The organism is Flammeovirga sp. SJP92 (assembly GCF_001583495.1).
Taxonomy (GTDB): Bacteria; Bacteroidota; Bacteroidia; order Cytophagales; family Flammeovirgaceae; genus Flammeovirga.
Genome location: NZ_LQAQ01000035.1, coordinates 36,036 through 58,556 on the forward strand (window position 1 = coordinate 36,036; position 22,521 = coordinate 58,556).

General features: G+C 34.7%; 17 protein-coding genes. 5 read left to right on the top strand and 12 right to left on the bottom strand.

All coding sequences use genetic code 11. The features are described from left to right. Window positions 1–21: 21 nt before the first annotated feature. Both AVL50_RS08705 and AVL50_RS08710 read right to left on the bottom strand, forming a co-directional pair. The gene (locus AVL50_RS08705; RefSeq protein WP_172826802.1) at window positions 22–3,138 is read right to left on the bottom strand and encodes a TonB-dependent receptor; all 3,117 of its coding nucleotides are present in this window, start codon (window positions 3,136–3,138) and stop codon (window positions 22–24) included. Between the two features lie 831 nt (window positions 3,139–3,969). Then, window positions 3,970–5,871 carry a sugar porter family MFS transporter gene (locus tag AVL50_RS08710; protein ID WP_062616106.1) on the bottom strand — a complete coding sequence of 634 codons (1,902 nt, stop codon included), beginning with the start codon at window positions 5,869–5,871 and terminating at the stop codon, window positions 3,970–3,972. A 347-nt stretch (window positions 5,872–6,218) separates the two neighbouring features. On the opposite strand from AVL50_RS08710, the gene AVL50_RS08715 reads away from it, so the two are divergent. The 3 genes from AVL50_RS08715 (at window position 6,219) to AVL50_RS08725 (ending at window position 11,713) form a co-directional block, all read left to right on the top strand. Further along, window positions 6,219–9,083: a LuxR C-terminal-related transcriptional regulator gene (locus AVL50_RS08715; protein ID WP_062616107.1), complete on the top strand. Its 2,865-nt coding sequence runs from the start codon at window positions 6,219–6,221 to the stop codon at window positions 9,081–9,083. 322 nt (window positions 9,084–9,405) lie between these two features. Beyond that, entirely contained in the window at window positions 9,406–10,329 is a 924-nt protein-coding gene (locus tag AVL50_RS08720) for an alpha/beta fold hydrolase (protein WP_062616108.1), read from the top strand. Between the two features lie 718 nt (window positions 10,330–11,047). Continuing rightward, window positions 11,048–11,713, top strand: coding sequence for a hypothetical protein (locus tag AVL50_RS08725; protein WP_062616109.1), 666 nt, complete (start codon window positions 11,048–11,050; stop codon window positions 11,711–11,713). Window positions 11,714–11,962: 249 nt separating this feature from the next. Here the strand turns inward: AVL50_RS08725 and AVL50_RS08730 are convergent, their stop codons facing one another. The 6 genes from AVL50_RS08730 to AVL50_RS08755 form a co-directional block, all read right to left on the bottom strand. Next, the gene (locus AVL50_RS08730) at window positions 11,963–13,318 is read right to left on the bottom strand and encodes an ADP-ribosylglycohydrolase family protein (protein WP_062616216.1); all 1,356 of its coding nucleotides are present in this window, start codon (window positions 13,316–13,318) and stop codon (window positions 11,963–11,965) included. Between the two features lie 101 nt (window positions 13,319–13,419). Further along, on the bottom strand, window positions 13,420–14,403 hold the full coding sequence (locus AVL50_RS08735; protein WP_062616110.1) for a nucleoside hydrolase: 984 nt from the start codon (window positions 14,401–14,403) through the stop codon (window positions 13,420–13,422). Further along, entirely contained in the window at window positions 14,404–15,402 is a 999-nt protein-coding gene (locus AVL50_RS08740; protein ID WP_062616111.1) for a multidrug DMT transporter permease, read from the bottom strand. It lies immediately after the preceding gene. Window positions 15,403–15,461: 59 nt separating this feature from the next. Further along, entirely contained in the window at window positions 15,462–16,358 is an 897-nt protein-coding gene (rbsK, locus tag AVL50_RS08745) for a ribokinase (RefSeq protein ID WP_062616112.1), read from the bottom strand. A gap of 172 nt (window positions 16,359–16,530) precedes the next feature. Next, entirely contained in the window at window positions 16,531–17,022 is a 492-nt protein-coding gene (locus AVL50_RS08750) for a hypothetical protein (RefSeq protein ID WP_062616113.1), read from the bottom strand. A gap of 33 nt (window positions 17,023–17,055) precedes the next feature. Then, window positions 17,056–18,072 (bottom strand): LacI family DNA-binding transcriptional regulator, encoded by a 1,017-nt coding sequence (locus tag AVL50_RS08755; protein ID WP_062616114.1) that lies wholly within the window; start codon window positions 18,070–18,072, stop codon window positions 17,056–17,058. 189 nt (window positions 18,073–18,261) lie between these two features. Here AVL50_RS08755 and AVL50_RS08760 point away from each other — a divergent pair, with 189 nt between their 5' ends. Both AVL50_RS08760 and AVL50_RS08765 read left to right on the top strand, forming a co-directional pair. Continuing rightward, on the top strand, window positions 18,262–18,630 hold the full coding sequence (locus tag AVL50_RS08760; protein ID WP_062616115.1) for a nuclear transport factor 2 family protein: 369 nt from the start codon (window positions 18,262–18,264) through the stop codon (window positions 18,628–18,630). Window positions 18,631–19,018: 388 nt separating this feature from the next. After that, window positions 19,019–20,920, top strand: coding sequence for a biotin/lipoyl-containing protein (locus tag AVL50_RS08765; protein WP_062616116.1), 1,902 nt, complete (start codon window positions 19,019–19,021; stop codon window positions 20,918–20,920). 82 nt (window positions 20,921–21,002) lie between these two features. Here AVL50_RS08765 and AVL50_RS08770 read toward each other — a convergent pair whose 3' ends face one another. Genes AVL50_RS08770 through AVL50_RS08785 form a run of 4 tightly spaced genes read right to left on the bottom strand, consistent with a single transcriptional unit; the run spans window position 21,003 to window position 22,473 of the window. Beyond that, the gene (locus AVL50_RS08770) at window positions 21,003–21,212 is read right to left on the bottom strand and encodes a UPF0158 family protein (protein WP_062616117.1); all 210 of its coding nucleotides are present in this window, start codon (window positions 21,210–21,212) and stop codon (window positions 21,003–21,005) included. After that, window positions 21,188–21,436: a hypothetical protein gene (locus AVL50_RS08775; protein ID WP_062616118.1), complete on the bottom strand. Its 249-nt coding sequence runs from the start codon at window positions 21,434–21,436 to the stop codon at window positions 21,188–21,190. Before AVL50_RS08775 ends, AVL50_RS08770 begins: the two co-directional genes overlap by 25 nt. Next, entirely contained in the window at window positions 21,433–21,849 is a 417-nt protein-coding gene (mutT, locus tag AVL50_RS08780) for an 8-oxo-dGTP diphosphatase MutT (protein WP_062616119.1), read from the bottom strand. The genes AVL50_RS08775 and mutT overlap by 4 nt, the downstream gene beginning before the upstream one ends. Further along, window positions 21,850–22,473 carry a class I SAM-dependent methyltransferase gene (locus AVL50_RS08785; RefSeq protein WP_062616120.1) on the bottom strand — a complete coding sequence of 208 codons (624 nt, stop codon included), beginning with the start codon at window positions 22,471–22,473 and terminating at the stop codon, window positions 21,850–21,852. Between the last annotated feature and the right edge of the window lie 48 nt (window positions 22,474–22,521).

Sequence of the window (22,521 nt, forward strand, 5' to 3'; positions counted from 1 at the left end):
TTTCTTTATCGTTTAACAAAATTAGAATCCAATGTTTACACCTGCAGTGAAGATTCTTGGCACAGGGTAGTTACCTCTATCAATACTGAAGTCGATTGTTTGACCTTGTAAATTTTGACCAATTTCCGGATCAAAACCTGAGTATTTAGTGAAAGTATAAAGGTTTTGACCTGCGATGTAAACTCTGAATTTATTGATTCCCATTTTGTTAGTTATACTTTGAGGAATTGTATAACCTAACTGTACATTTCTGATTCTTAAGAAATCTCCGTCTTCTAAATAGTAATCAGAATATTGTCTGTTGTTCTCAGTACCAGTTACACGAGGATGTTCATTTGTTGTACCTGGTCCAGTCCAACGTTCACCTTCAAACACTGATGCAAAGTAATTTGAATTAGCTTTATTAGAATTGAATTTGATACCATTGAAAATTTTATGACCACCCATTCCTTGCAAGAAAACGATCAAATCAAATCCTTTATAAGCAAAGTTGGCTGTTAAACCGTAATTGTATACAGGTAATGAAGTTCCTAAGATTTTACGATCATCACCATTTATTTTATTATCACCATTTTGGTCTACATAAATCAAATCACCCGCTTTTACTGATCCATTTAATGGAACATCTCCTGCTGACTCATCAGGATCTTGCTGATAGATTCCATTTGTTTCATATACATAGAATGATCCAATACTTTCCCCTTCTGTAGTCAATAAGATGTCTTGTCCCCAAAGAGTTGCTGTATTATATGGAGTTTTAGCACCTGTGTCTAACACTTCATTTTTATTGTAAGAGAAGTTACCTGTAATACCGTATGAAAAACCGCTTTCTCTTTCATCATTCCATCCTAACACTAATTCGATACCTGAGTTTCTCACTGATGCACCGTTAGTCCAAGGATTTTGAGTAAATCCAGAAGAACCTACAACATCTGCCTGGAATAACATATCTAATGTTGTCTTTTGATAAAAATCAATTGTAGTAGTTAATCTGCTGTTTAAGAAGGCAGCGTCTATACCAATATTAAGTTGCTCTGAAGTTTCCCACACAAGGTTTGTCGTAGGGCCAGTAACCATAGATGCTCCATCTTGAATAACTCCAGAGTTTCCAACTGGATAACGAAGACCTGTTGTGATAGTGGATACCGTTGGGTAAAAACCAAGGTTATTCGGCATTTTATCGTTGGCTACTTGTCCCCAACCACCTCTTACTTTCACGTCTTTCACAAAATTCACATCTTTCATAAATGCTTCATTTGATACTTTCCAAGCTAAAGCGAACGATGGGAAAGTACCCCAACGGTAATCTTTAGATAATCTTGAAGACCCATCCATACGGAAAGAGGCTGTCAATAAGTAACGATCATCATATCCATAAATAAATCGACCTAAGTAAGAAAAGATACCAGCATCTTGAGCAAAGTTAGCAGGAGCAATATCTGTATCTGTAGCCACACCAGAATCTAAATATCTTAGGTATTCATCATTTGGCATACCAGACTTACCACCGTTGAAAAATTCATGAAACTCATTGTATAAAGAGACACCACCCAAGACTGTTACATCATGCTTATTGGCAAAATTTCTTTTGAAAGTTACCGTATTATCCCATGTGTAAGAGAAATGTTTTTCTTGGAAGATCCCCAAACGTGCTGTTTCTCTTGTTAATTTCACGTTACCTTTATCAATAAATTTAGGATTGAAAATCTTTCTCTCTTGGTATTGTCTATCCATACCAAACATTGTCTTGAATGTTAAACCTTGAACTGGCTCATATTCAGCAAATATATTGGCTAAGTATCTATCAATTACAATCTCATCATTAATCAAAGCTAAACGCCCTACTGGATTGGTAAACTCATCTGAAATGGATGATGTAGAGTAAGTATAATTAGGGTCTTGACCGTGTAACTCATGATATACAGGATCTGTTGGAGAAGAACCTACAGCATGCATAATTGGATCTTCGTACTCATTATTTTGAGGGATTACACTTTGGTTTGATCTTGTCATCACTAAGTTAGCACCCATTGCAAATTTCTCACTCACTTGTGATTTCACGTTTAATCTACCCGATAATCTATCATAAGCAGATGGAGCGATAATACCTTGTTGATCGAAGTAGTTCAAACTCATCAAGAATTGTGATTTTTCATTACCACCGCTTGCTGTCAATTGATAATTCTGAATAGCGGCCTCACTTGGTTTTGAGAAAATCTCTTTTTGCCAATCCGTACCTCCTTGCTGTTGGAACTGTTGTAATTGTTCTACAGAGTATTTATTAGAGTTACCGTCATTTCTTGCCGCTTCATTTCTTAAGAATGCATATTGGTAAGCATCTGTAAGCGGAATATAGTTAGCTACTTGCTGAACACCTGCATAACCATCAAATGTTACGTTTACTTTACCACCTTCTTTACCTTTCTTAGTAGTAATGATGATTACACCGTTTGCACCTCTTGAACCGTAAATTGCTGTTGCTGATGCATCTTTTAGTACATCCATTTTTTCAATATCAGCAGGGTTCAAGAATGAAATATTTTGAGTCAAAATACCATCTACTACATAAAGTGGAGTAGCGTCACCGATTGTACCTTGTCCACGAATTGTAATTGTAGAAGCTGAACCTGGTGAACCTGAACTTTGCGATACTGAAACACCTGCTACTTTACCTTGCATTGCCATTTCAGCACTTGGTTCTACAGCCACTGTCAAGGCCTCGCTGTCTACTGATGCTACTGAACCCGTTACATCTTTTTTACTTTGTGTACCGTATCCAATAACGACTAGTTCTTCCATTTGTGTTGTTTCTTCCTGCAACACAAAATCAAAAGAGGATTGCTCACTCACAACAAATTTCTCTGTCTTGTAACCAATATAAGTAACCACTAATGTAACATCATCAGTTACCGATAACTGGTATCGTCCATCAAAATCCGTCACAGTTCCTTTCGTAGTCCCTTGAATCGTGATGTTTACCCCTGGAATGGGTCCCGTTGAGTCTTTAATTGTACCCTTAATAATTCTCTCTTGAGCAAAACTCTCTGTTAGTATTAAGCAGAAAAAAGTACTGATCAAGGCTACTTTCCTTAACATACTAAGCAAAGCGAGATCTGAATAGTTTAAAGTATATTTCATTGTCATACAGTTTTCTTCAATAGTTTAAAAATTTAGTGTAGATCAAAGAATAATAGATAGTGCTAAGCAGTTAAAGCCTTTACTTTAAAAAGGAGTTGATCCTTATCAATGAAGCTGGCACTTTCATAAAAGCTTTAACTTTTTGCATACCGCAATTAAGGAATATTTACACCCAAACATCAAAAAATTATACACTTCAACACTACTTCAACAAGCACGCAAACTTACTTCAGGTGTATTATGGACACTTTTATTCACTACATCAGCTACTTCAACTCTTCAATTAGTGTAGTAATGAATGATTACCCCCCTTAAAACTATTGTTTATTTGACTTAGAGTTAGATAAAATCAAGATAACAAATAGATTACAAGATTTTATTTGGTATATCCTAGCGTAAATAATGCACTTTAAAACCATTCTTTCTCCCTGTAAACACCTCTTAATTCACTACTTCTAGGGAATTATTGCTGTATTGAGACGCTAGTTTTTAAAAGCTTTATATTTTTAACTAAAATTTAGAATCAACAACACAACCCTTACTTTATCTGTAATAAAATTAATATTTCACTTCTCATAGATCTGTTAATTCAATCACTCTTCATTCTTATTCATCATAGTATAATTAAGGCTTTAGGAAGAAAGATTATACTCCTCTATTCTTAAGGGATAAATCAATGACTTACTATTAGAATCGTCTCATCAATGATCTTTCGGAGACTAGAAAAAAGAGAATGTGTTATTTTAACTACAGCCATCAAATTTTAGGCATAAAAAAACGAGAGAAAAATTTCCCTCGCTTTATTAACCATAAAATAACTATTGTTTAGTCTTAATGGGCTAAAGGTGCAATGACGTCATCCTCATCATTGGCACTACTTATCTTTTCCCCAATCAGTTCTTCTTCAATTTCTTCTAAAGATTTGCCTTTAGTCTCTCTCACAATAAATACTGAGAAGGCTAAACATAGCAACATACTCATACCAAAAATGACAAATGTTGTTCCTGCTCCTAGCACTTCTAATTCAAGAGGAAATACAGTGGCCACACAAAAACTTGTAGCAGAATTTACGCCTCCAATAATTGAAATACCCACTCCTCTTAAATGATTTGGTAAAATTTCAGGAAGCATGGCCCACATCACTGGCCCTACAGAAATGGAGAATCCAGCTATAAACCCTAAGATTCCAAACAATACAAAAAAGGGATTGATATGGATACTATTGTTCAGCAAAATAGATTGGAACTGTGCTGAAAACGTTGCATTAATTGACTTTCTAAAAGCCGTTTTATAATCCGTACCTTTTAAAAGGTCATTTTTAGCAACTAAGAAAAAGGGATCTCTTTCGGTCTGTGGACTGATTGCATGCTCATTAGGAAATAACTGCAGGAAAAGGTCGTTTTTCACTTCGCTGTACAAGTCCAATTCTGAATTAAAAGTAAAATCTGCCGATTTATTTAAACTATTCGCAAACATACTGACTTGAGTGAGCTCAGCGAAAACCTTATCATTCACACCGCTCACCGACTGAGAGATTGTTCCATTTTTCAATAACTGCAACTTATCTCCCATAATTTTATACTCATCAAATGGCATCAATTCAACATCCATTCTTTTAAACTCTTCCAACAGAATATTTTTTTCTAAGGAATTACTAATTTTTGCTACATCATTTTTATCGATCTTATACGTTGCATCATAGAAATGATAAGCTGTAAAAAATAGAGAAATGGCCATGATAGTTGAACCCATAATCAATAACGGCTTTCTTCCCAATCGGTCAATCAGCATCATTGAAATGATTGTCATGACTACGAAAACAATCCCTATAATAATAGACTGAATAAATGCACTGTCTTGTCCTTCTCCTGTCATTTCAAAAATCATCGGAGCATAATATAAAATAGCGTTGATCCCTGAAGTTTGCTGGAAAATCGCTAGCCCTAAACCAATGAAAAGTACCAGTCTCATTTTTTTCTCGAATAATTCCCCTCTAAGGGCTTTGGAATTATTGGATTTTGTTTGTCTTGACAAAGACGTATTGATGGTCTGTAATTCCTTTTGAGCATATTCTTCTCCACCTACTTTTTCCAATACTTTCAAGGCTTGTGTTTCTTTCTTTTTTTGAAGCAACCACCTTGGACTTTCAGGAATAATTAAAAGTAATAAGGTATATGCCAAAGCTGGAATAGCACCAACACCCAACATCCACCTCCAGTTGATATTAGGATCTTCAACCATCTGAAGAATGTAATAATTTGAAAAGTAGGCAATCGAAAGTCCTAATACAATATTCAGTTGATTGAAAGTGACCAACCATCCTCTTTGCTTTGGTGGTGCAATTTCTGAGATGTACATTGGTGCCACCAAAATAGCAATACCAACACCTAGACCTGCCACAAGTTTACATAAAATAAAAATAAAAATATTGGTCGCCATAGCTGTTCCTAAAGCTCCAATAGTAAACAAGAATGAAGTAAGCATTAAGCTGGGTTTTCTGCCAAATTTATCACTGATTGCACCCGCAGAAAGGTTACCCATAAAACCTCCTAAAATAATCATACTACTTGAGATCCCTATCAACAAAGGCTGATCAGAAATTCCAAAAGTATATTTATAAAAAGGGATTGCCCCAGAGTTTACCACTCCATCAAACCCCAATAAAAATCCTCCAATAGCAACAATTGAAGCAACCATTACGGGGTAGTATACATTTCTAATTTTTTCCAACATAATTTAATTCATTTATTCCATCACAATCATTTAAAATAAGTAGAAGACCTACCACTGCCAGCTCATTTTTGTGATATACCGATATTAGTACATTTATATGGCTTGAAGAGGTCAAAAACCGCATCAGGAAAGCTTTAAGTAGGCATTGACGTATATTTGAAGTAGTCTAAAAAGTAATTGACGTAATTACTGATACGTTATTTTGACGATATTGCACCCATACGTTAGATGAACGCTCTACTACTTCAAGCGTGCACAAATCTTAAGTACATCACACTTTTTAAAACACTGGGTGTTGAGGTAAAAATCAATAAAAAATTCACCCCAATACACATAAAAACTATCATATGAAATATCAATTATTACTTATTTTTCTAATTAGCAGTTTTTTCAATACCGTATTAGCAGAAAACTTAACTATTGGAATTCCTATTGTGAATACTTTCTCTGCTACTACATATAAGGCAGGCTCACAAAATTGGAGTATTACTCAAAACCAGAACGGTTTCATTTATATCGCCAACAACTTTGGACTTTTAGAATTTGATGGCGTAGCATGGAGAACTTATACTTTGAGCAAAGGGAACAATAATCTCAAGAGTGTTTATGCTCTTGGAGAAAAAATTTATGTGGGTGGACAAAATGAATTTGGCTACTTTGCTAGGAATGATCAGGGTGAACTAACCTATCATTCTTTACGGTCTTTAATAGAAGAGAACGTCAGTTTTGATGAAATCTGGAACATCTACCAAGGAAAAAGAACGAATGAGGTCATTTTCTGTTCCCATAAAAGAATATTTATTTATCACGATGGAAAAGTGGAGACGTTAATTCCTCCCAAAAACATCCGCTACAGTTTTTACATCAAAGGAGATTTTATTTCAAGTTCTCCCAATGTAGGCCTCTTGAACTGGAATGAAAAAAGAATATTGCCACAGTATGAAGGTACTGAAGTCTTGCAAGGACATATTTTAAGATCCATCATCAACTTCCCCAACGGATCTTTGCTGGCTTTGTCACATGATGGAAAATTACTCATCAACAATGGTGAGGGTTTTAAGCCTTGGATGCGTTCTATTTGGCCCAATTTTGAAAAAGCAAAAATCAACCACGCTACTTTACTGAAAGACAACAGTATTGCAATCGCTACTCAACATAATGGTCTCTTTATTTTGAATGAAAATGGAGAAATTGTATTGCATTTGAATAAAAAGAATGGACTTGCAGATATGACCGTTTACAATATTTTTCAAGATCAATCTGAAAACCTTTGGCTAGCACATCGTAATGGGCTTTCATATATTGAACTTCACTCTCCATTCCGTTTGATTAATGAGAAAGTAGGCATTGAAGGCGGAGGATATTCGGCTACTGCTTATCAAAATGAACTCTACTTGGGAACCACTAACGGTGTTTATAAATACAGTCCAAAACTTCCAAACAATGAACCTCATTACAAGCGATTGAATATTGGTCATACTTACAAACTGAAAGCAATAGGCAACCGTTTGTTTCAAGGGCAACACGAAGGATTATATGTTATTAATGAAACTCAAAATGAACTCGTATCTTCTATCAAAGGTGCTTGGAATGTGCTTCAATTCAATAAAGAGAAAGATACTTTTTTAAGAGGAGCTTATGATGGTCTTTATATTCATAAAAAGATAAATAAGGAATGGATTACTCATAAAATTGATGGTTTTGAAGAATCAGCCCGATTACTTGCCTTGGAGGATGAAAATACGCTTTGGATCAGTCATGGTTTTAAAGGAGTCTACAAATTGACCATTGATTTTGATAACCATAAAGTAAACTCTGTTGATTTTTATGGGAAAGAAAAAGGCTTCTATTCCAATGTATTGATCAATTTATTCCAGGTGAATAATGAGTTACTTTTCTGCGGTGAAAATGGTATTTTTAAATACAATCAGAAGAAAGATCAATTTGAAAGAGATCAAAAATTCACAAAGATTCTTGGTAGAGAACGTGTTTCATGTTTGGTGAATGATACGCATGGCAATGTCTATTTTATTCAGAATAACAAAGTAGGTTTAATTTATGATTTGAACTCTGATAATCCTTATGTGGAACGTCAGCTTTTTGAGAGAATCAATAAGTATATCAGTGATGATTTAGAGACCATTATTTGTATTGATCCTTCCAACGTATTGATCACAGCCAAAGAAGGTTTCATATTATTTAATCCTCGATTTAAAAGAGGTGTGCAAAAGAGTATTCCGCTATCTATCAGAAGTTTCACAAATTCTAATGGGATTGAAAGCAACTGTATTCTTGTTAAGGAAGACGAGAAAATTGAAATATCTTATGATTTCAATGATGTCACTTTTGACTATGCAACTCCTTACTTTGATGGATTAGAATATAATACTTATCAAACGTTTCTTGAAGGGTTTGATAAAATTCCAAAACCTTGGAATACACAAAATGCAAGTATCTACACCAATCTAAAAGAGGGAAATTACACATTTAAAGTCACTGCAAAAAACATATATGGAGAAGTAAGTGCTCAAAAGGAAATTCAATTTGAAGTGTTGCCCCCTTGGTACAGAAGTCCTTTAGCCTACCTTTTCTATGCTTTAATGGCTTGTGGTTTTACGTTTGGGATTGTGAAACTTTCTAAGCTGAGGTATTCTAAAAAATGGCTGAATATTGTAGGACAAAAGGAACAGCAAATTGTGGATCAAGATGATACCATCAAACAGCTTGTGCAAGAAAAACACGATCAGGAAATTAGTTTTAAGAACAAAGAACTAGCACTTTCTACATTCCACCTTACGCAACGCAACGAACTCTTAACCACTATCAAAAATGATTTGATAAAGGTTTCTACCAAAGCAGAAAATGTTGCTGTTGCCAAGGAAATCCAGCACTTAGCCAACCGTATCAGTAAGGATATTGATGATGAAAAAGATTGGGCTAGATTCAAAGATCACTTTAATTTGATTCATTCCGATTTCTTTGAATACTTCAAGGAAAACTATCCTCAACTGAGTACTCAAGAATTAAAAATTTGTGCTTACATCAAGATGAACATGTCTACCAAAGATATTGCAAATGCATTGAACCTCTCCGTTAGAGGTGTAGAAACATCAAGATATAGATTGAGGAAGAAACTGAATCTCGATAAAAATATTCAGCTCACTGATTTTATTCAAAAAGTTGAAAATGAAGTAGCTGGAAGTGCAGTCTAGTGATTTCTAACCTGATTAAAGTCTTTTGAATCTAAAAAATCCAAAAGACTTTTTTAACATACCCTCCTTGATATTGACAAATAATCACAAATATTCACAACACCCTAATACACTGTAAAACAAATCTTTAAGTTAAATTTTAAATTCTTATAGATCATCACCTAACGAGGTTTATTGCACATCATTTTTCACTATTTTATATTTACTCAACTTAAACCTTACTAACATCAGCTTCAGTTTTATGAATTTAACTAGACTTCTAATACTATTCTTTACTTTGATATTGGCATCTTGTGATTATAGCAACAAGGAAGCTAGACATATGAATAGTAAATTTTACAAAGAACCAGAAATTAAACTTCAACATCGAAGAGTAAACGGTGTGCCGTTTTATTACAGAACCGCCGGGAACGCTTTAAATCCAACCTTATTGTTATTGCATGGTTTTCCTACTAATAGAAATACCTTTGATGAGCTTATGCCTATGCTGGCTTCGCATTATCATGTGATTGCACCAGACAATACGGACTCGGATTGGACCAACAGTATTGATCCTAGAAAAACGCCATTCACTTTTTCTTTGATTGCCGATTATATGGAGGCTTTTTTAAAGGAAATGGAGATTGACACCTACACTTTATACATTCAAAACTCAGCTTTTAATGTTGGGTTTCAACTGATAGAAAGAAGTCCTGCTAAAATAGATGCCCTCATCGTCCAAAACGCGGAACTCTATATTGATGCTTTGCCAGAAAAAAGACAAGCACTTTATAAAAATGCAGACAGTGATAGTTCCAATGCTCATTTGGACTACTTGTGGACCATCAGTGGTGAAAATGATGAAGTGCATTCCAATACCATCGACACCTCAAACTATACAATCGGAGACTGGCAAGATCATCTTCATTTTGTGCAAACGGAGAAACAAAAATTAGCCATGATGCAACTTCTTGAAGATTATAAAACTATCATTCAGCGTTTTCCTGAGTGGCAAGAAATGTTGAATGAAAAACAACCCAAAACCCTTGTTATTTGGGGAGAGGAAGATGCTAACACAAATTTTGAAGGAGCAAAATCCTATTTAAAAGATCTTCCTGAAGCTGAACTTTTATTAATCAACTCAGGAAAATTTTCCAATAAGATGTTTAATGTTGAAGTGGCATCAAAGATCTTAAATTTCTTGCAGCGCCATAGCAGTCATTTGCACAATAAAGAGAATATGAAACCTTATTTGGATGCTTTATAAGTACAAATTCAAAATTATCTAATACTAGTTATTGTTTTCCGATTACTTCCTTCAAAAAACTTTTAATAGAACCACTATTAATACATTTTTTAGCGTTGTACTCACAAAAAATAAATTAGAAGTAACTATGATGTATTTTTAGCTTAGTACTACTCTGTAAACTAAGTTTTCGTTATTTATAGTGTTTAGAAATCAGGAGATTTCTGATGATCTGAAGGACACGAATGACGTTAACACTTAACATTCGCGCCATTGAGCTTTCCACTTATTATAGTTTGGTAGTACTCCCCCTGGCATTGAAGGGAAAAACGTTAAGAATTTCATGAATTGAGCCGTTAAAAATGATTTTCTCGTTTGACAAAGCGAGTTTAAAATCATTTAGGCGAGTGGAATGAAATTTAGCTTTTGACTTCTAAGCCTATATTTTTTGTTTCGTTTTTCATCAATGGAAAAATGAAGAAGAAGGAAGCTTGAAAGTAGGACATAAAAGCCTGTAGAATAATTGACTGAAAGTTTACGGTAAACTAATTTACAATGCAGTACTTAAAAAATTAAATATGATCTATTTTGAGATTAGTACTTAATTTAAAATTTTATTGAGAAAAAATTGTCCTCATGGTGTAATGAGTTGTCTTAAGAGAGAATAAATTAAATAACATTAATCAACAATGTATTGATGCAATACATTTTTTAATTCTCTTTTCATTCAAAAGTTATCATGAAAAAAACAACCAATGCTGTACTTTTACTCATTCTCTTTTTCCTGTCAACCTCTAATTTATTAGCTCAGAAAGTAAATGTTAATGACTATTGGGATTATTTCTTCTTAGATGCTTCACTTGTTCATACAAATGTGCATTACGATAATGATCCCAATTTAAGTTCTTCTACCAAAGACGGCTGGCGCTTTGGTACTGGTATGCTTTTCAATCAGGGAAAGTATTTTTCGTGGGAAATTGGTATAGGTATTTCTAAGAAACGATTTGAAAATCAATTATCAGATGGTTACAATATTGTTAGAGATACCGAGATTTTTTCATGGGATATTCCGTTGATTTTCCATCCACAAATTACACTTGGAAAACATTGGGCTATATCCGCTGATATTGGTATGGCTTATGAAAACAGATACAAAGGAAGTTCAATTACAACAGATGGAAGTCTCAAAATCCATGAAGAACATCGGTTTGTAAAAAAAGAAAATTCTGATCCCTCTCCAGGCTTCAAAAAACATGACGCTTATGCAATCATTGGTGCTGGCATTCGATTTAGAAATGTAAAATTTAGTGTGCAGCACAACTTTGGGATTGTGGATATGGATGCGAATAAGTTCTACAGAGCTTATATGCGGACCACAATGTTCAAATTAACAGGCCTTTTTTAATATATCCTGATTTTTTTATCTAAATGGCAGAGTATGACTATACATGCTCTATAAATATACACTGTAGAATAAAGGCTATGTCCGCATATTGTGAGACATAGCCTATCTTTTTATAAAGGCTTGTGTGGAATATATTTTTCAGAAGTAAAAATTTCCCATTTTAGGTTGTGAGGAAATTAATAAAGCCACGTTCTGAAAGGGTGAACTTTTACTAATAGAGATGTTTCATACATGCTTTAATAGAGTTTCTTAATTTCTTGTTGGAATGTACCATAAATCATTTTCAAGATCGATGCCACCTTTCATCTCTTCCTGTACTACTCTATCTACAATGAAAACACCTATTTCCGACATGTTATTGAAGTTGTCAGTACTATCTAATGGAAAGTTCTGCCTTGTTCTATGGATATCAAATTGATCTGACAAATCGGTACCGAAGGCTTCTTCAACGCCCGATTTTCCAATCATAAAACCGATCATTCCTCCCCATGTAGCTGTTGGGTTGTCTGAGTCCCAGCCAGCCAATGTACCAATCTTGATGGTTTCTTTCAGGTCTCCTTCTCCGTAAAATAAGCTAACTAGACTTGCTGCATAATTGATTCCTGCAGCAAAACAACCATTACAGTATAATTCTTTAGAAGTGATGTGATACCCGTCTTCTTGATTGACTTGGTATTTTTCATAAAGTGCATCTCTTACGTCTTCCCATTTTGTGCCTTTTAAATATTCAGCTTTCACAAAATCATACATTTTAGTCACATAGCTTTCTTGTTTCATTTGCTGTCTAGCCTCATTTGCCATCCACAAAACTTTTTCCTTTTGAGATATTTTCTGATCTACTAATGAAGCCAAGGAATACATATTCACATAAAACTCAGAAATTTGAGCTGCTTCTTTTCTTGCTGTAGTTCTGATGGGCAGATATGCCAATTTTTGAGCAACATCCATTCTTGCTGGTGCAAAAAATCCAAAAATCTCCGTAGTCAACTGAGCATCAATCATGTCATAATGTTCATTGATTTCTGGATTACTGGTTTCTGGAGGAAGAATACCTTCATGCATTAGATCAAATGCTTTTTGATTGGACACCCAGAGGTAATTTTCTTCTTCTTTTTGAATATGCTTCAACCAACCTTCTTTGATGTCTTCTGGAAATAAAATGCTTTTCTGCTTAGTATACATCAAATGTTGATAGATGTATTCAATATCAGTATCATCATCTGCTCCCCAAACTTCACCCTTTTTCCTCAATACAAAATCAATTGTTTCAGAAAGATCACTAGGTACCCCCTGCCCCCAAATACTTGGAAGATCTTTTTTCCCCCAATCTTCTCTGGTGTAAAAAGCTCCGGTTTTGATTTCTCCAATATTACCAATTTTATCCATTTCTGTGATCAACCCAGTCCAATTGGCAATGCATTGTCCCAGCCAAAAACCATACAGTTTATCTTTGTATTCTGCTCTTGAAATTATTAAATCAGTAGGTTTAGGTTCATATTTCTGATAGGTTAAATAAGGATTCTTGATCGTTTCTTTTTGTTCTTCTGCAGTGTTACAAGAACAAATAATAATGGGTAATAAAATGCTGATAATAATTCGTTTCATTTCTTTAATTAAGTTTTTAGTACAATCTATACTAAGTTTTGTCAACTATCAATTGATATTTCTGCAAGCTTTTTATGCTCTACTTTTTTAACTTCCCTCTTCTATTTATGGCTGTCTCTGCTTAAGTTCTGCAGTAGTAATCGCTCCATCATTCTATTCAAAAACTCTTCCTTATTGATATGTAATGCAATTTTTGCATTTGGTTTTTTATTTGGATTAATGGAAGTATATCCTTTGTCATTTACCTCCACATGACCTTCTTCAATATGGAAAAGTTCTGGCCATAAAATCACCCCTAATGCCACAGCATCATAAACAATAGGAATATAATTCAGGTCTTTAGCATAATGCATATAACGCCATAGTACATAGTTGGCACAAATTGCATCTGTCAGTATAGAATTTCTCATTTGTAGAAGATTCATATTCTCCTGATTCACTTTTACAAATGCGGTAACATCCAATGGTACATAAGTAATTTTGCCGTCTTTATCCGCCTCAACAAAAGCTTTTGAAGCTTCTACATCAGCTACAACATTCCATTCAGGACTTGATGTAGTTGCACTCTCATACCCCATATTGAATGATCCGAACATGGAATAAATGTGCTTTGCCTTTTTCAAAATAGAAGCATCCTTTGCTAAGAGATCTTTCATGTTTGGAACAGGTCCTACTGTCACCAAATTTATCTCATTGGGATATTTCTCTAAAGTAGTAGATATAAATTCAACAGCATCCATGGAAGAAGGTCGAAGTTTATCAAACCCTTCAGCCCAAATGTATTGTGGTGAGTAAACTTCACTTGTTTTTCTCCCAACAACTACTGGAATATCATCCAAGCCTAGCTCATATAATAGTTTTAATGCCATCTTCGCTCTTTCAGGTGTATTGGCAAAATCCATCACAATTCCTATCACTTCAAACTCTGGGCTTGCCAGCATCATTGCTAAGGCATACATATCGTCAATATCATCTCCTAAATCGCAATCAAAAATGATTTTTTCTTTAGTTTTTTCCTGAGCGAAAACGGATGTTGTGCAGTATGCGGTACTCAAGAAGAGTAGTAATTTGATTAGTTGTTTCATTTATATTTTAGAGTAAACGATTAAACCTAAACCGATAATAAAAAGTAAAAACATGAAATTCAATAACTTACTTGTACTTGAAGGAGCTGTCTTAAATTCCTTCCAAATGACTACTCCCCAAAAAGCAGCGACCATTGTGGCTCCTTGTCCTAATCCATAAGATACGGCTGGACTTGCAACTTCTGAGGCCAAAATATTAAGTCCCATTCCAATGCCCCAAATTACGCCACCTAATATTCCAATAAAATGAAGCTGAGGTGTTCCCAATTTGAAATATTGATGGTAGGAAGTCTGCTCACCAGCAATTGGCTTATACATATTAACAGTATTGAACCCAAAATTCGAGATAAATATACCGAATGAAAAGGCGACTAATGCGGTATAAGGTGTCAATTTTCCTATTTTTGGTGTAACAAAGTTCATAGACATGGATTCTGCTACAAAACCGTAAAAGAAACCCATAGCAACCCCTGCAATTAAGGCGATAATTAATCCTTTGAAACTTCCGGATGACTGATTTGGAAGGCGCTTGTAAGCAATAGCATTTAAAATTATGGCAAAGACAATAAGTATAACACCTGTAAATATCAAAGTACTATCAGCTGAAGGTTCCTTCAGATAATTGTCCATCACTCCAATCACTAATGCTAAACCAATTCCTACCGGAAACGCCACGGCCATTCCTGTGATCTCAATGGCAATCACTAACAATAAGTTGGCACCATTAAAAACCACTCCACCTATAAATGCACTTAACAGTGCTGAAGAATCAGCTTGACTTAAGTCTTCGATGAAAGGTCTTCCTTGTTCTCCGAATGACCCCAAGGTAAAGGCCATGATTAATGCTATAAGTAATACTCCAATGGAGTAATCCCAATAATACAATTGGAAGTTCCATTTCTGGCTTGCTAGTTTTTGAGTGTTGGCCCATGAGCCCCAACATAGCATGGTAATAATGCAAAGCACTACTGCCAATAAATAATTTTCTACAATAAACATTTCATTTCAAGTTGGTTAGTACTTTGTCAACTAAATCATTGTAAACTTTCAATTGACTTTTATAATTCAGAAAGCAGAGGAATTGACTCCTGAGCTCCTGCTTTTGTGACAGATTTTGAAGCGGCTTTTAAAGCAAACTGAATTGTATCTTCAAATGATTGACCTTTAGATAAATGAGCTGTTAGTGCTCCATTAAAAACATCTCCGGCTCCTGTAGTATCTACTGCTTCTACTTTTGGTGCTGAAAAATATTCTTTAATTGTTGAAGTAGAAACGAAACAGCCTTTAGATCCTAAAGTCACAATCACCGTATCAATACCTTTGGCATGTAAAATATTGACAGCTTTCAACATTGTACTTTCGTCTATCACTTTTATCTTGGTCAATAATTCTAATTCTGTTTCATTGGGAGTAATGATATCCACTTTCGTCAAAACCTCTTCTTTGATGGACTGGGCTGGTGCTGGATTGAGAATCACTGTTGAACCATTGTTTTTTGCTTCCAAAATTGCATATTCTACTGTTTGAATAGGTACTTCCAGCTGTAACAATACAATTGAGTTTTCGTCCAACTGCTTCTCTATCGCATCAATATTTTTCTTAGATAACGTATTATTTGCACCAGGAACAACCACAATGCAATTTTCTGCATTGGCATCTACATTAATCATAGCCATTCCTGTAGGTACACCCACCAGTTGGATATAATTTACATCAATACCTGCTTCTTGATATGATGTAATGGCATTCCTCCCAAAAGCATCATTTCCAACATTGGCCACAAAAGTAACATCACCTCCCAAACGAGAAGCAGCCACAGCCTGATTTGCTCCTTTTCCTCCTTGATTCTGGAAGAAGCTTGTTCCAATAATTGTTTCTCCTGCTTTAGGTAAACGTTCACTTTGCACTACGAGATCTGTATTTGAACTGCCTATTACAATAATTTTTTTATTCATGATAATGTGTTGTTTTTATAGTACAAACGTTTGTGCTATCCAATTAAAAAAATAGAGCATCCATATGCTACAATCGTTTGTGCAGTAATATTAAATAAAATTTAAATCTGAAAAAAGAATTAAATGTTTTAATTACGTTAAATAATAATCAGGAAGACTTTCATGAATTGTTTTATTCTCTTACAATAGTAAGGATCTGTTGTACCTTATTTGTAGTATCGCTTTCCCTCAGATAAATGAAGGACGTCCACATACCATTATCAAGTTTGAGAATTCCATAATCTGTATTGAAAAGAAGGGGACCATGACCGTCAATAACAGGCTGGGATAAAGTATATAAATCAAACTTCATAGAAGATAGGCTTGGGTCAAAATATTTATCTTTCTCTTTCAATTCAAAATCAGATAAAACAAAAGATAAAACCTTTGTACTCTTATTATACTTAAAAGTCATATTCCATTTCTTATCTTCCAAATTGACATATTGATACACTTCCACTCCATCATGATTATCTTTTACAAGATCATATTCTCTTGTTATGAATAAAGAATCACCTTCAACAACATGCAAGATTCTATAATTTAAAGTTGAAGTTTGCTTCTCCTTTGTCGAACAACTTATCATAAAAAGAAAAAGGATAAATAAGTTTGCTATTGATTTCATATGAATTCTTGTTAGTGATATTTTGCAAAAGCCTTAAAGAAGGGCAAAAATACTTCGGCGTTCTATTATTTCAGTATCAATTAAAAAAGATGGATCTTCTGATTTTTGACCTTGTATTAGGTCATATATTAAGTTAAATGCTTTGGCCCCCATCTTGTCATTGTGCTGTTTGATGGTCGTGAGAGAAGGTGTGATATATTCTGCATAAGGGTTTTCATCAAATGAAATGATGGACAAATCTTGAGGGAGGTTTAATTGAAGTTCCTTGGCGGCTTTTAAAACACCCAAGCATATTTGATTACTCATACATAGTATTGCCGTTGGTTTATTTTTTTCTTTTAATAGTTGCATTATGGAAACATAACCGTTTTCTTCATTAAAACCGTTACCCAGAAGCAATTTTGTATTAAATGAAATGTTATAATCCTGCAATGCCTTTTTGAAGCCTTTTTCTCTTTCGTTGACAGTGAGCAGTTTTTGGTCTCCTTGAATTAAACCTATTATTTTATGTCCTTTTTGAATTAAAAACTCAACCGCATCATAGGCCCCTTTATAATTATTGGAAGATACAAATGGCACATCAATACCTTTTAAATAACGATCAACAAATACTACAGGAATTCCCATGTCTTTGAATTGTTCTTTATAATGAGAACCTTCAAACCCTACTGGACATAGAATAATACCGTCTACTTTTCTACTATATAATTGTTGCAATGCCTTTGTTTCTTTCTCCAATTGCTCATCAGAATCCATTAATAATATAGAATAATGCATTGCGGAGGCTTGCTGTTCTATATGTTTGGCCATGGTGCTGAAGAAAGGATTGCTGATATCAGGCAAAATCAAACCAATAGTAAACGATTTTGAAGCCTGAAGGCTTTTAGCCACCAAATTGGGAGTATAGCCTACTTTCTGAGCATAGGCTTTGACGCGTTTTACGGTTGCTTCACTGATCCTATATTCTTTGGCCTTACCATTGAGTACTCTTGAAATTGTTCCTGGAGAAATATTCAATTCTTTTGAAATGGATTTTAAACTGGCTTTCATAAATGATAAGGTTAAAAAATAATACAGATCTTCTATCAAAATAAATAGGTTGATCTAAAAAATCAAAGTATATTCAATAGTCAATAAATGTATTGAATCTATTCTATTAAAGAGTACTCCATTGCTATATATATAATATATAACTACTTGCTCTTGGATACTTACGTTAAATCAACAAAAACTTAACTTATGACTATTCACGAAATTGCTAAACGTTTAGTAGAACTTTGCCGCATCGGGGAATTTGAAAAAGCCCAAGCAGAACTGTATGCTGATGATTGTGTCAGTATTGAACCTGATGGCGCTCCTGTAAAAGAAGTAAAAGGGAGAGAAGGTCTTGCTCAGAAAGGAAAACAATTTATGGAAATGATGGAACCTCATGGTTATTCTGTCTCAGATCCGATTGTTGCAGATGATTTCTTTTCTTGCACAATCATGATGGATGCGACTTTCAAACCGACAGGTCAGCGCTCAAAAAGTAGTGAAATTGCCGTTTATGAAGTGAAAGATGGCAAAATTGTGAAAGAAGAGTTTTTCTTCCGACCGGAAAATGGTTAAAATCCTCATTCTTAAAAATACTTTACGGCCCATAATTATTTTATGGGCTATTTTTTTTATTAAAACCTGATTATCAAACAAATACAAGTTCAATTTAATCTTCTTATTATCCATTTTACCCGTTAATAAATATTGATTTAATGACAACCCTCACTAAAAAAAATGGGGCCAACAAAAAAAGGTGTACAAAATCAGCATTTTCTAACAAGGGATATCACTTCATTCGTCGCAAAACTATCCCAACTTTGGAGTATAATATTAATTAACCTTTGTAATTAATGTTTTACCGGAACACATGTATACATTGTTCCATCGAAAATGAATTATATCCGCTTAATATTCGACAAAATATTATTGGACAAACAGTGTAATAAAACCATAAGATAAGATGTCAAAGAAACTATTAATTAGAGATTTAACGCTACGTGACGGGCAACAATCATTATTTGCTACTAGAATGACTCAAGATCAGGTTGATCGTCTATTACCAGATTACCAAGATGCCAATTTCTATGCAATGGAAGTTTGGGGTGGTGCTGTTCCAGATTCAGTAATGCGTTATTTAGGAGAAAACCCATGGACACGTTTAAAAACTATTCATGATTCTGTAGGTAATGTAAGTAAACTGACTGCCTTATCTCGTGGTCGTAACTTATTCGGTTACACTCCTTATACTGAAGAAATTATTGAAGGTTTCTGTAAAACATCTATCAATAATGGTTTGGGTATCATGAGAATCTTCGATGCTCTTAATGATACTAACAACATCAAGTCTACTATTAAGTATGTAAAAAAATACGGTGGTATTGCTGACTGTGCGGTATGTTACACAATTGACCCGCATTTCTCTACAATGGAGAGAATCAAGTCATTCTTCAAAGGTAAGCCACTTCCTAAGCCGGTATTTACAGATCAATATTTCCTTGACTTAGCTTTAGAAATGGAGAAGTTAGGTGCAGATATGATCTCTATTAAAGATATGTCTGGATTGATTCCACCAATGAGAGTTGCCAAATTGGTAAAACTTTTCAAATCGAATCTTTCTATCCCAGTTGATTTCCATACACACTGTACTCCAGGTTATGGTTTAGCTGCTGTATTATGTGCTGTGATGAGCGGTGCTGATATTGTGGATACAAACATCTGGAACTTCGCAGGTGGTTCAGCAGGTGTTGCATTAGAATTAATCTACCTTTTCGCTAAGAAATTAGGTATCGAAATGGACGTAAACATGGAGGCTGTTGCTAAGATCAACGCTAAATTGGTAGACGTTCGTAAGGAATTGAAAGCATTTGATGCTTATGATAGTTTCCCTAACCCTTTCAATCCTCTTACAGATACACTTCCTGCACACGTAGATAAGATGTTTGATGACGCAATTGCAGCTGTAAACGCTGGCAATGAGGAGTCATTATTGAATATCTGTCACCAAATCGAGGATTACTTCAACTTCCCTAAACCAAATACGAAAGTAAAAGAAGCTGAGGTTCCAGGTGGTATGTACTCTAACATGGTAGCTCAATTGAAAGCTTTAGGTTCAGACGAAATCTTGGACGAAGCGATGAAATTGATTCCTCAAGTACGTATGGACGCTGGTCTTCCTCCACTAGTAACTCCTACTTCACAAATTGTAGGTGCGCAAGCGGTGAACGCAGCAATGAGCTTAAAGCAAGGAAAAGAGATGTATTCAAATACATCTAACCAATTCCAAAGCTTAGTGAAAGGTGACTATGGTAAAACGCCAATTCCTGTCAAGCCTGAGTTTAGAAAGCAAATCTGTGGTTTTGAGGACGAAAGACCATTTGATACTAGCTCTTACAAATCACAAGATAACCCAACTCTTCCTGAGTTTGGTGGTGTGAAATTGGCTGAAAACTACGAAGAAGAATTACTATTAGAGTTATTCCCATTAGTAGCAAAAGGTTTCCTTAAGAAATTAAAGAAAGAGCAATTCGAAGCGAAGCAAAAAGAAGCTGCTGCAGCTGCTCAAGAAGTTGAGGAAAAAGTGGTTGAGGAAAAAGTAGCTAAGCCTATGAAAATGGGTAAAAAAGTACTTGCACCAATGCCAGGTAGAGTAATCAGTGTACTTGTGAAAACAGGCGATAAGGTTGAAAAAGGACAACCAATCATGATTTTAGAATCCATGAAAATGGAAAACAATATTGTTTCTGATTTCAGTGGTTTCGTAAACCATATTATTGCTGAGGAAGGCGAAACTATCGCTGCCGATTCTGTAATGATGGATATCGTAAGCTCTGAGGACGAAATCTCTGCATTAAGCCCAGCTTAAGCAGAAAAGATTTTCTTTACAATCAATTGAGTCACCTTTCTCTGAATAGAGTTAGGTGACTCTTTTTTTATTAGAAGGTGAATTAAACTTCAAATTCTTCTTCATTCATTTCTACTTCCTCCCTTACATATTCAATTCTTTGTTGCTCTTGAAATTTATACCATTTAGCTCTATACTCTTCAGATTCATCAAGAACCCATCTGAAGTTTCTAAAAGGACCTTTCTTGTTTAAAGCTTTTATCAATTTATCTTGAAGTTTAGCGTCATCTACTGTATCAACAAAGGCTTCCATTTCTCTATAAGAGTCCCTAGAATCCTTTTTTTGAATAAATAGTAGTCATCTTCATTTTCTTCTACTTTCTTAATGTCAGCTTCCCAAGCTTCAAAATCGCCATCATAAAAATCATCCATATCTGGAATTGAAATAAGCTCACCTGTTTTGAAGTGAAAATAGCACTGCATTCCTATTTCATGTTCACCTGCAATTTCCTTTATTTGTTCATCTGTTGGCTTCATTTTATTTCTAATTTAGTTTCTAAATTTTCTTTTATCTTATCAACAATAGGCACATCAGCAGGTGCCCATTCATATTGCTCTAATTCCTCTACGCTGATCCACTCCATATCAATATGTTCATTTAAATGGATACTTCCCTCATTTATCTTTGAAAAATAAACAATCAATTCAATGACAGTATTTCCATAATCATGCTGACAGGAATGAATAAACTCTCCAACCGCTATCTTAACACCTAATTCTTCCTTGATTTCTCGAACTAAAGCTTCCTCATTGGACTCACTATTTTCAACCTTTCCTCCAGGAAATTCCCACAATCCTCCTTGTGATTTATGCAAAGGTCTTTGAGTAATCAATATACGTTGCTGATCATCTATTATGACTGCGGCTACAACTTGAGTTGGCTTCCTCATTTATTTTTGAAAGACTAATGAAAGGATTCGTGGCACTTCGTTTTCTGCTTCACCATCAAACCACTCTTCTACTTCTTTTAATGTAAAACCATTATTCTTTGCAGCATTCATAAATTCTGATAGGTGATGAATATAAACTTCCAACTCTTTGACTCCTTCTTCCGTTTCATATCTCGCTTTAGTTCCTAAATATTGTTTGAAAGGGTGAAGTTCACTGATAAAAAAGAAGCCGTTTTCTTTGAGTTTTTGATGGGCTTTCGCAAAGATTTGATCAAGATTTTCAATATGCTCCAGACATAAACTTACTGTCACTAAATCAGCAAAATTATCTTCTACATCCCATTCTTCATTCAAATCAGTTCTCCTGAAGGAAACACGCTCATCTTTAATTTTGGCCTTGGCTTTGTTGAGCATTTCTTCTGAAAAGTCAAGACTCACCACTTGCTCTGCTTTCGACAATAAGAAAGGTGTATTTTTACCTGTTCCTGCTCCTAACTCAAGTACGTTTTTAAAATCGTATTTTGATAGTGTTTCTACAGTAGCATGTGCATCTAAATCTCGTGTTTTGTTTTGGTTGGTATCGTAAATATCCGCCCAACTGTTATAGGCTTGTTCTATACTCATTTCAGCAATAATTATAATTGAAAATAGGTTTCGTATTGTAAAGGTAAT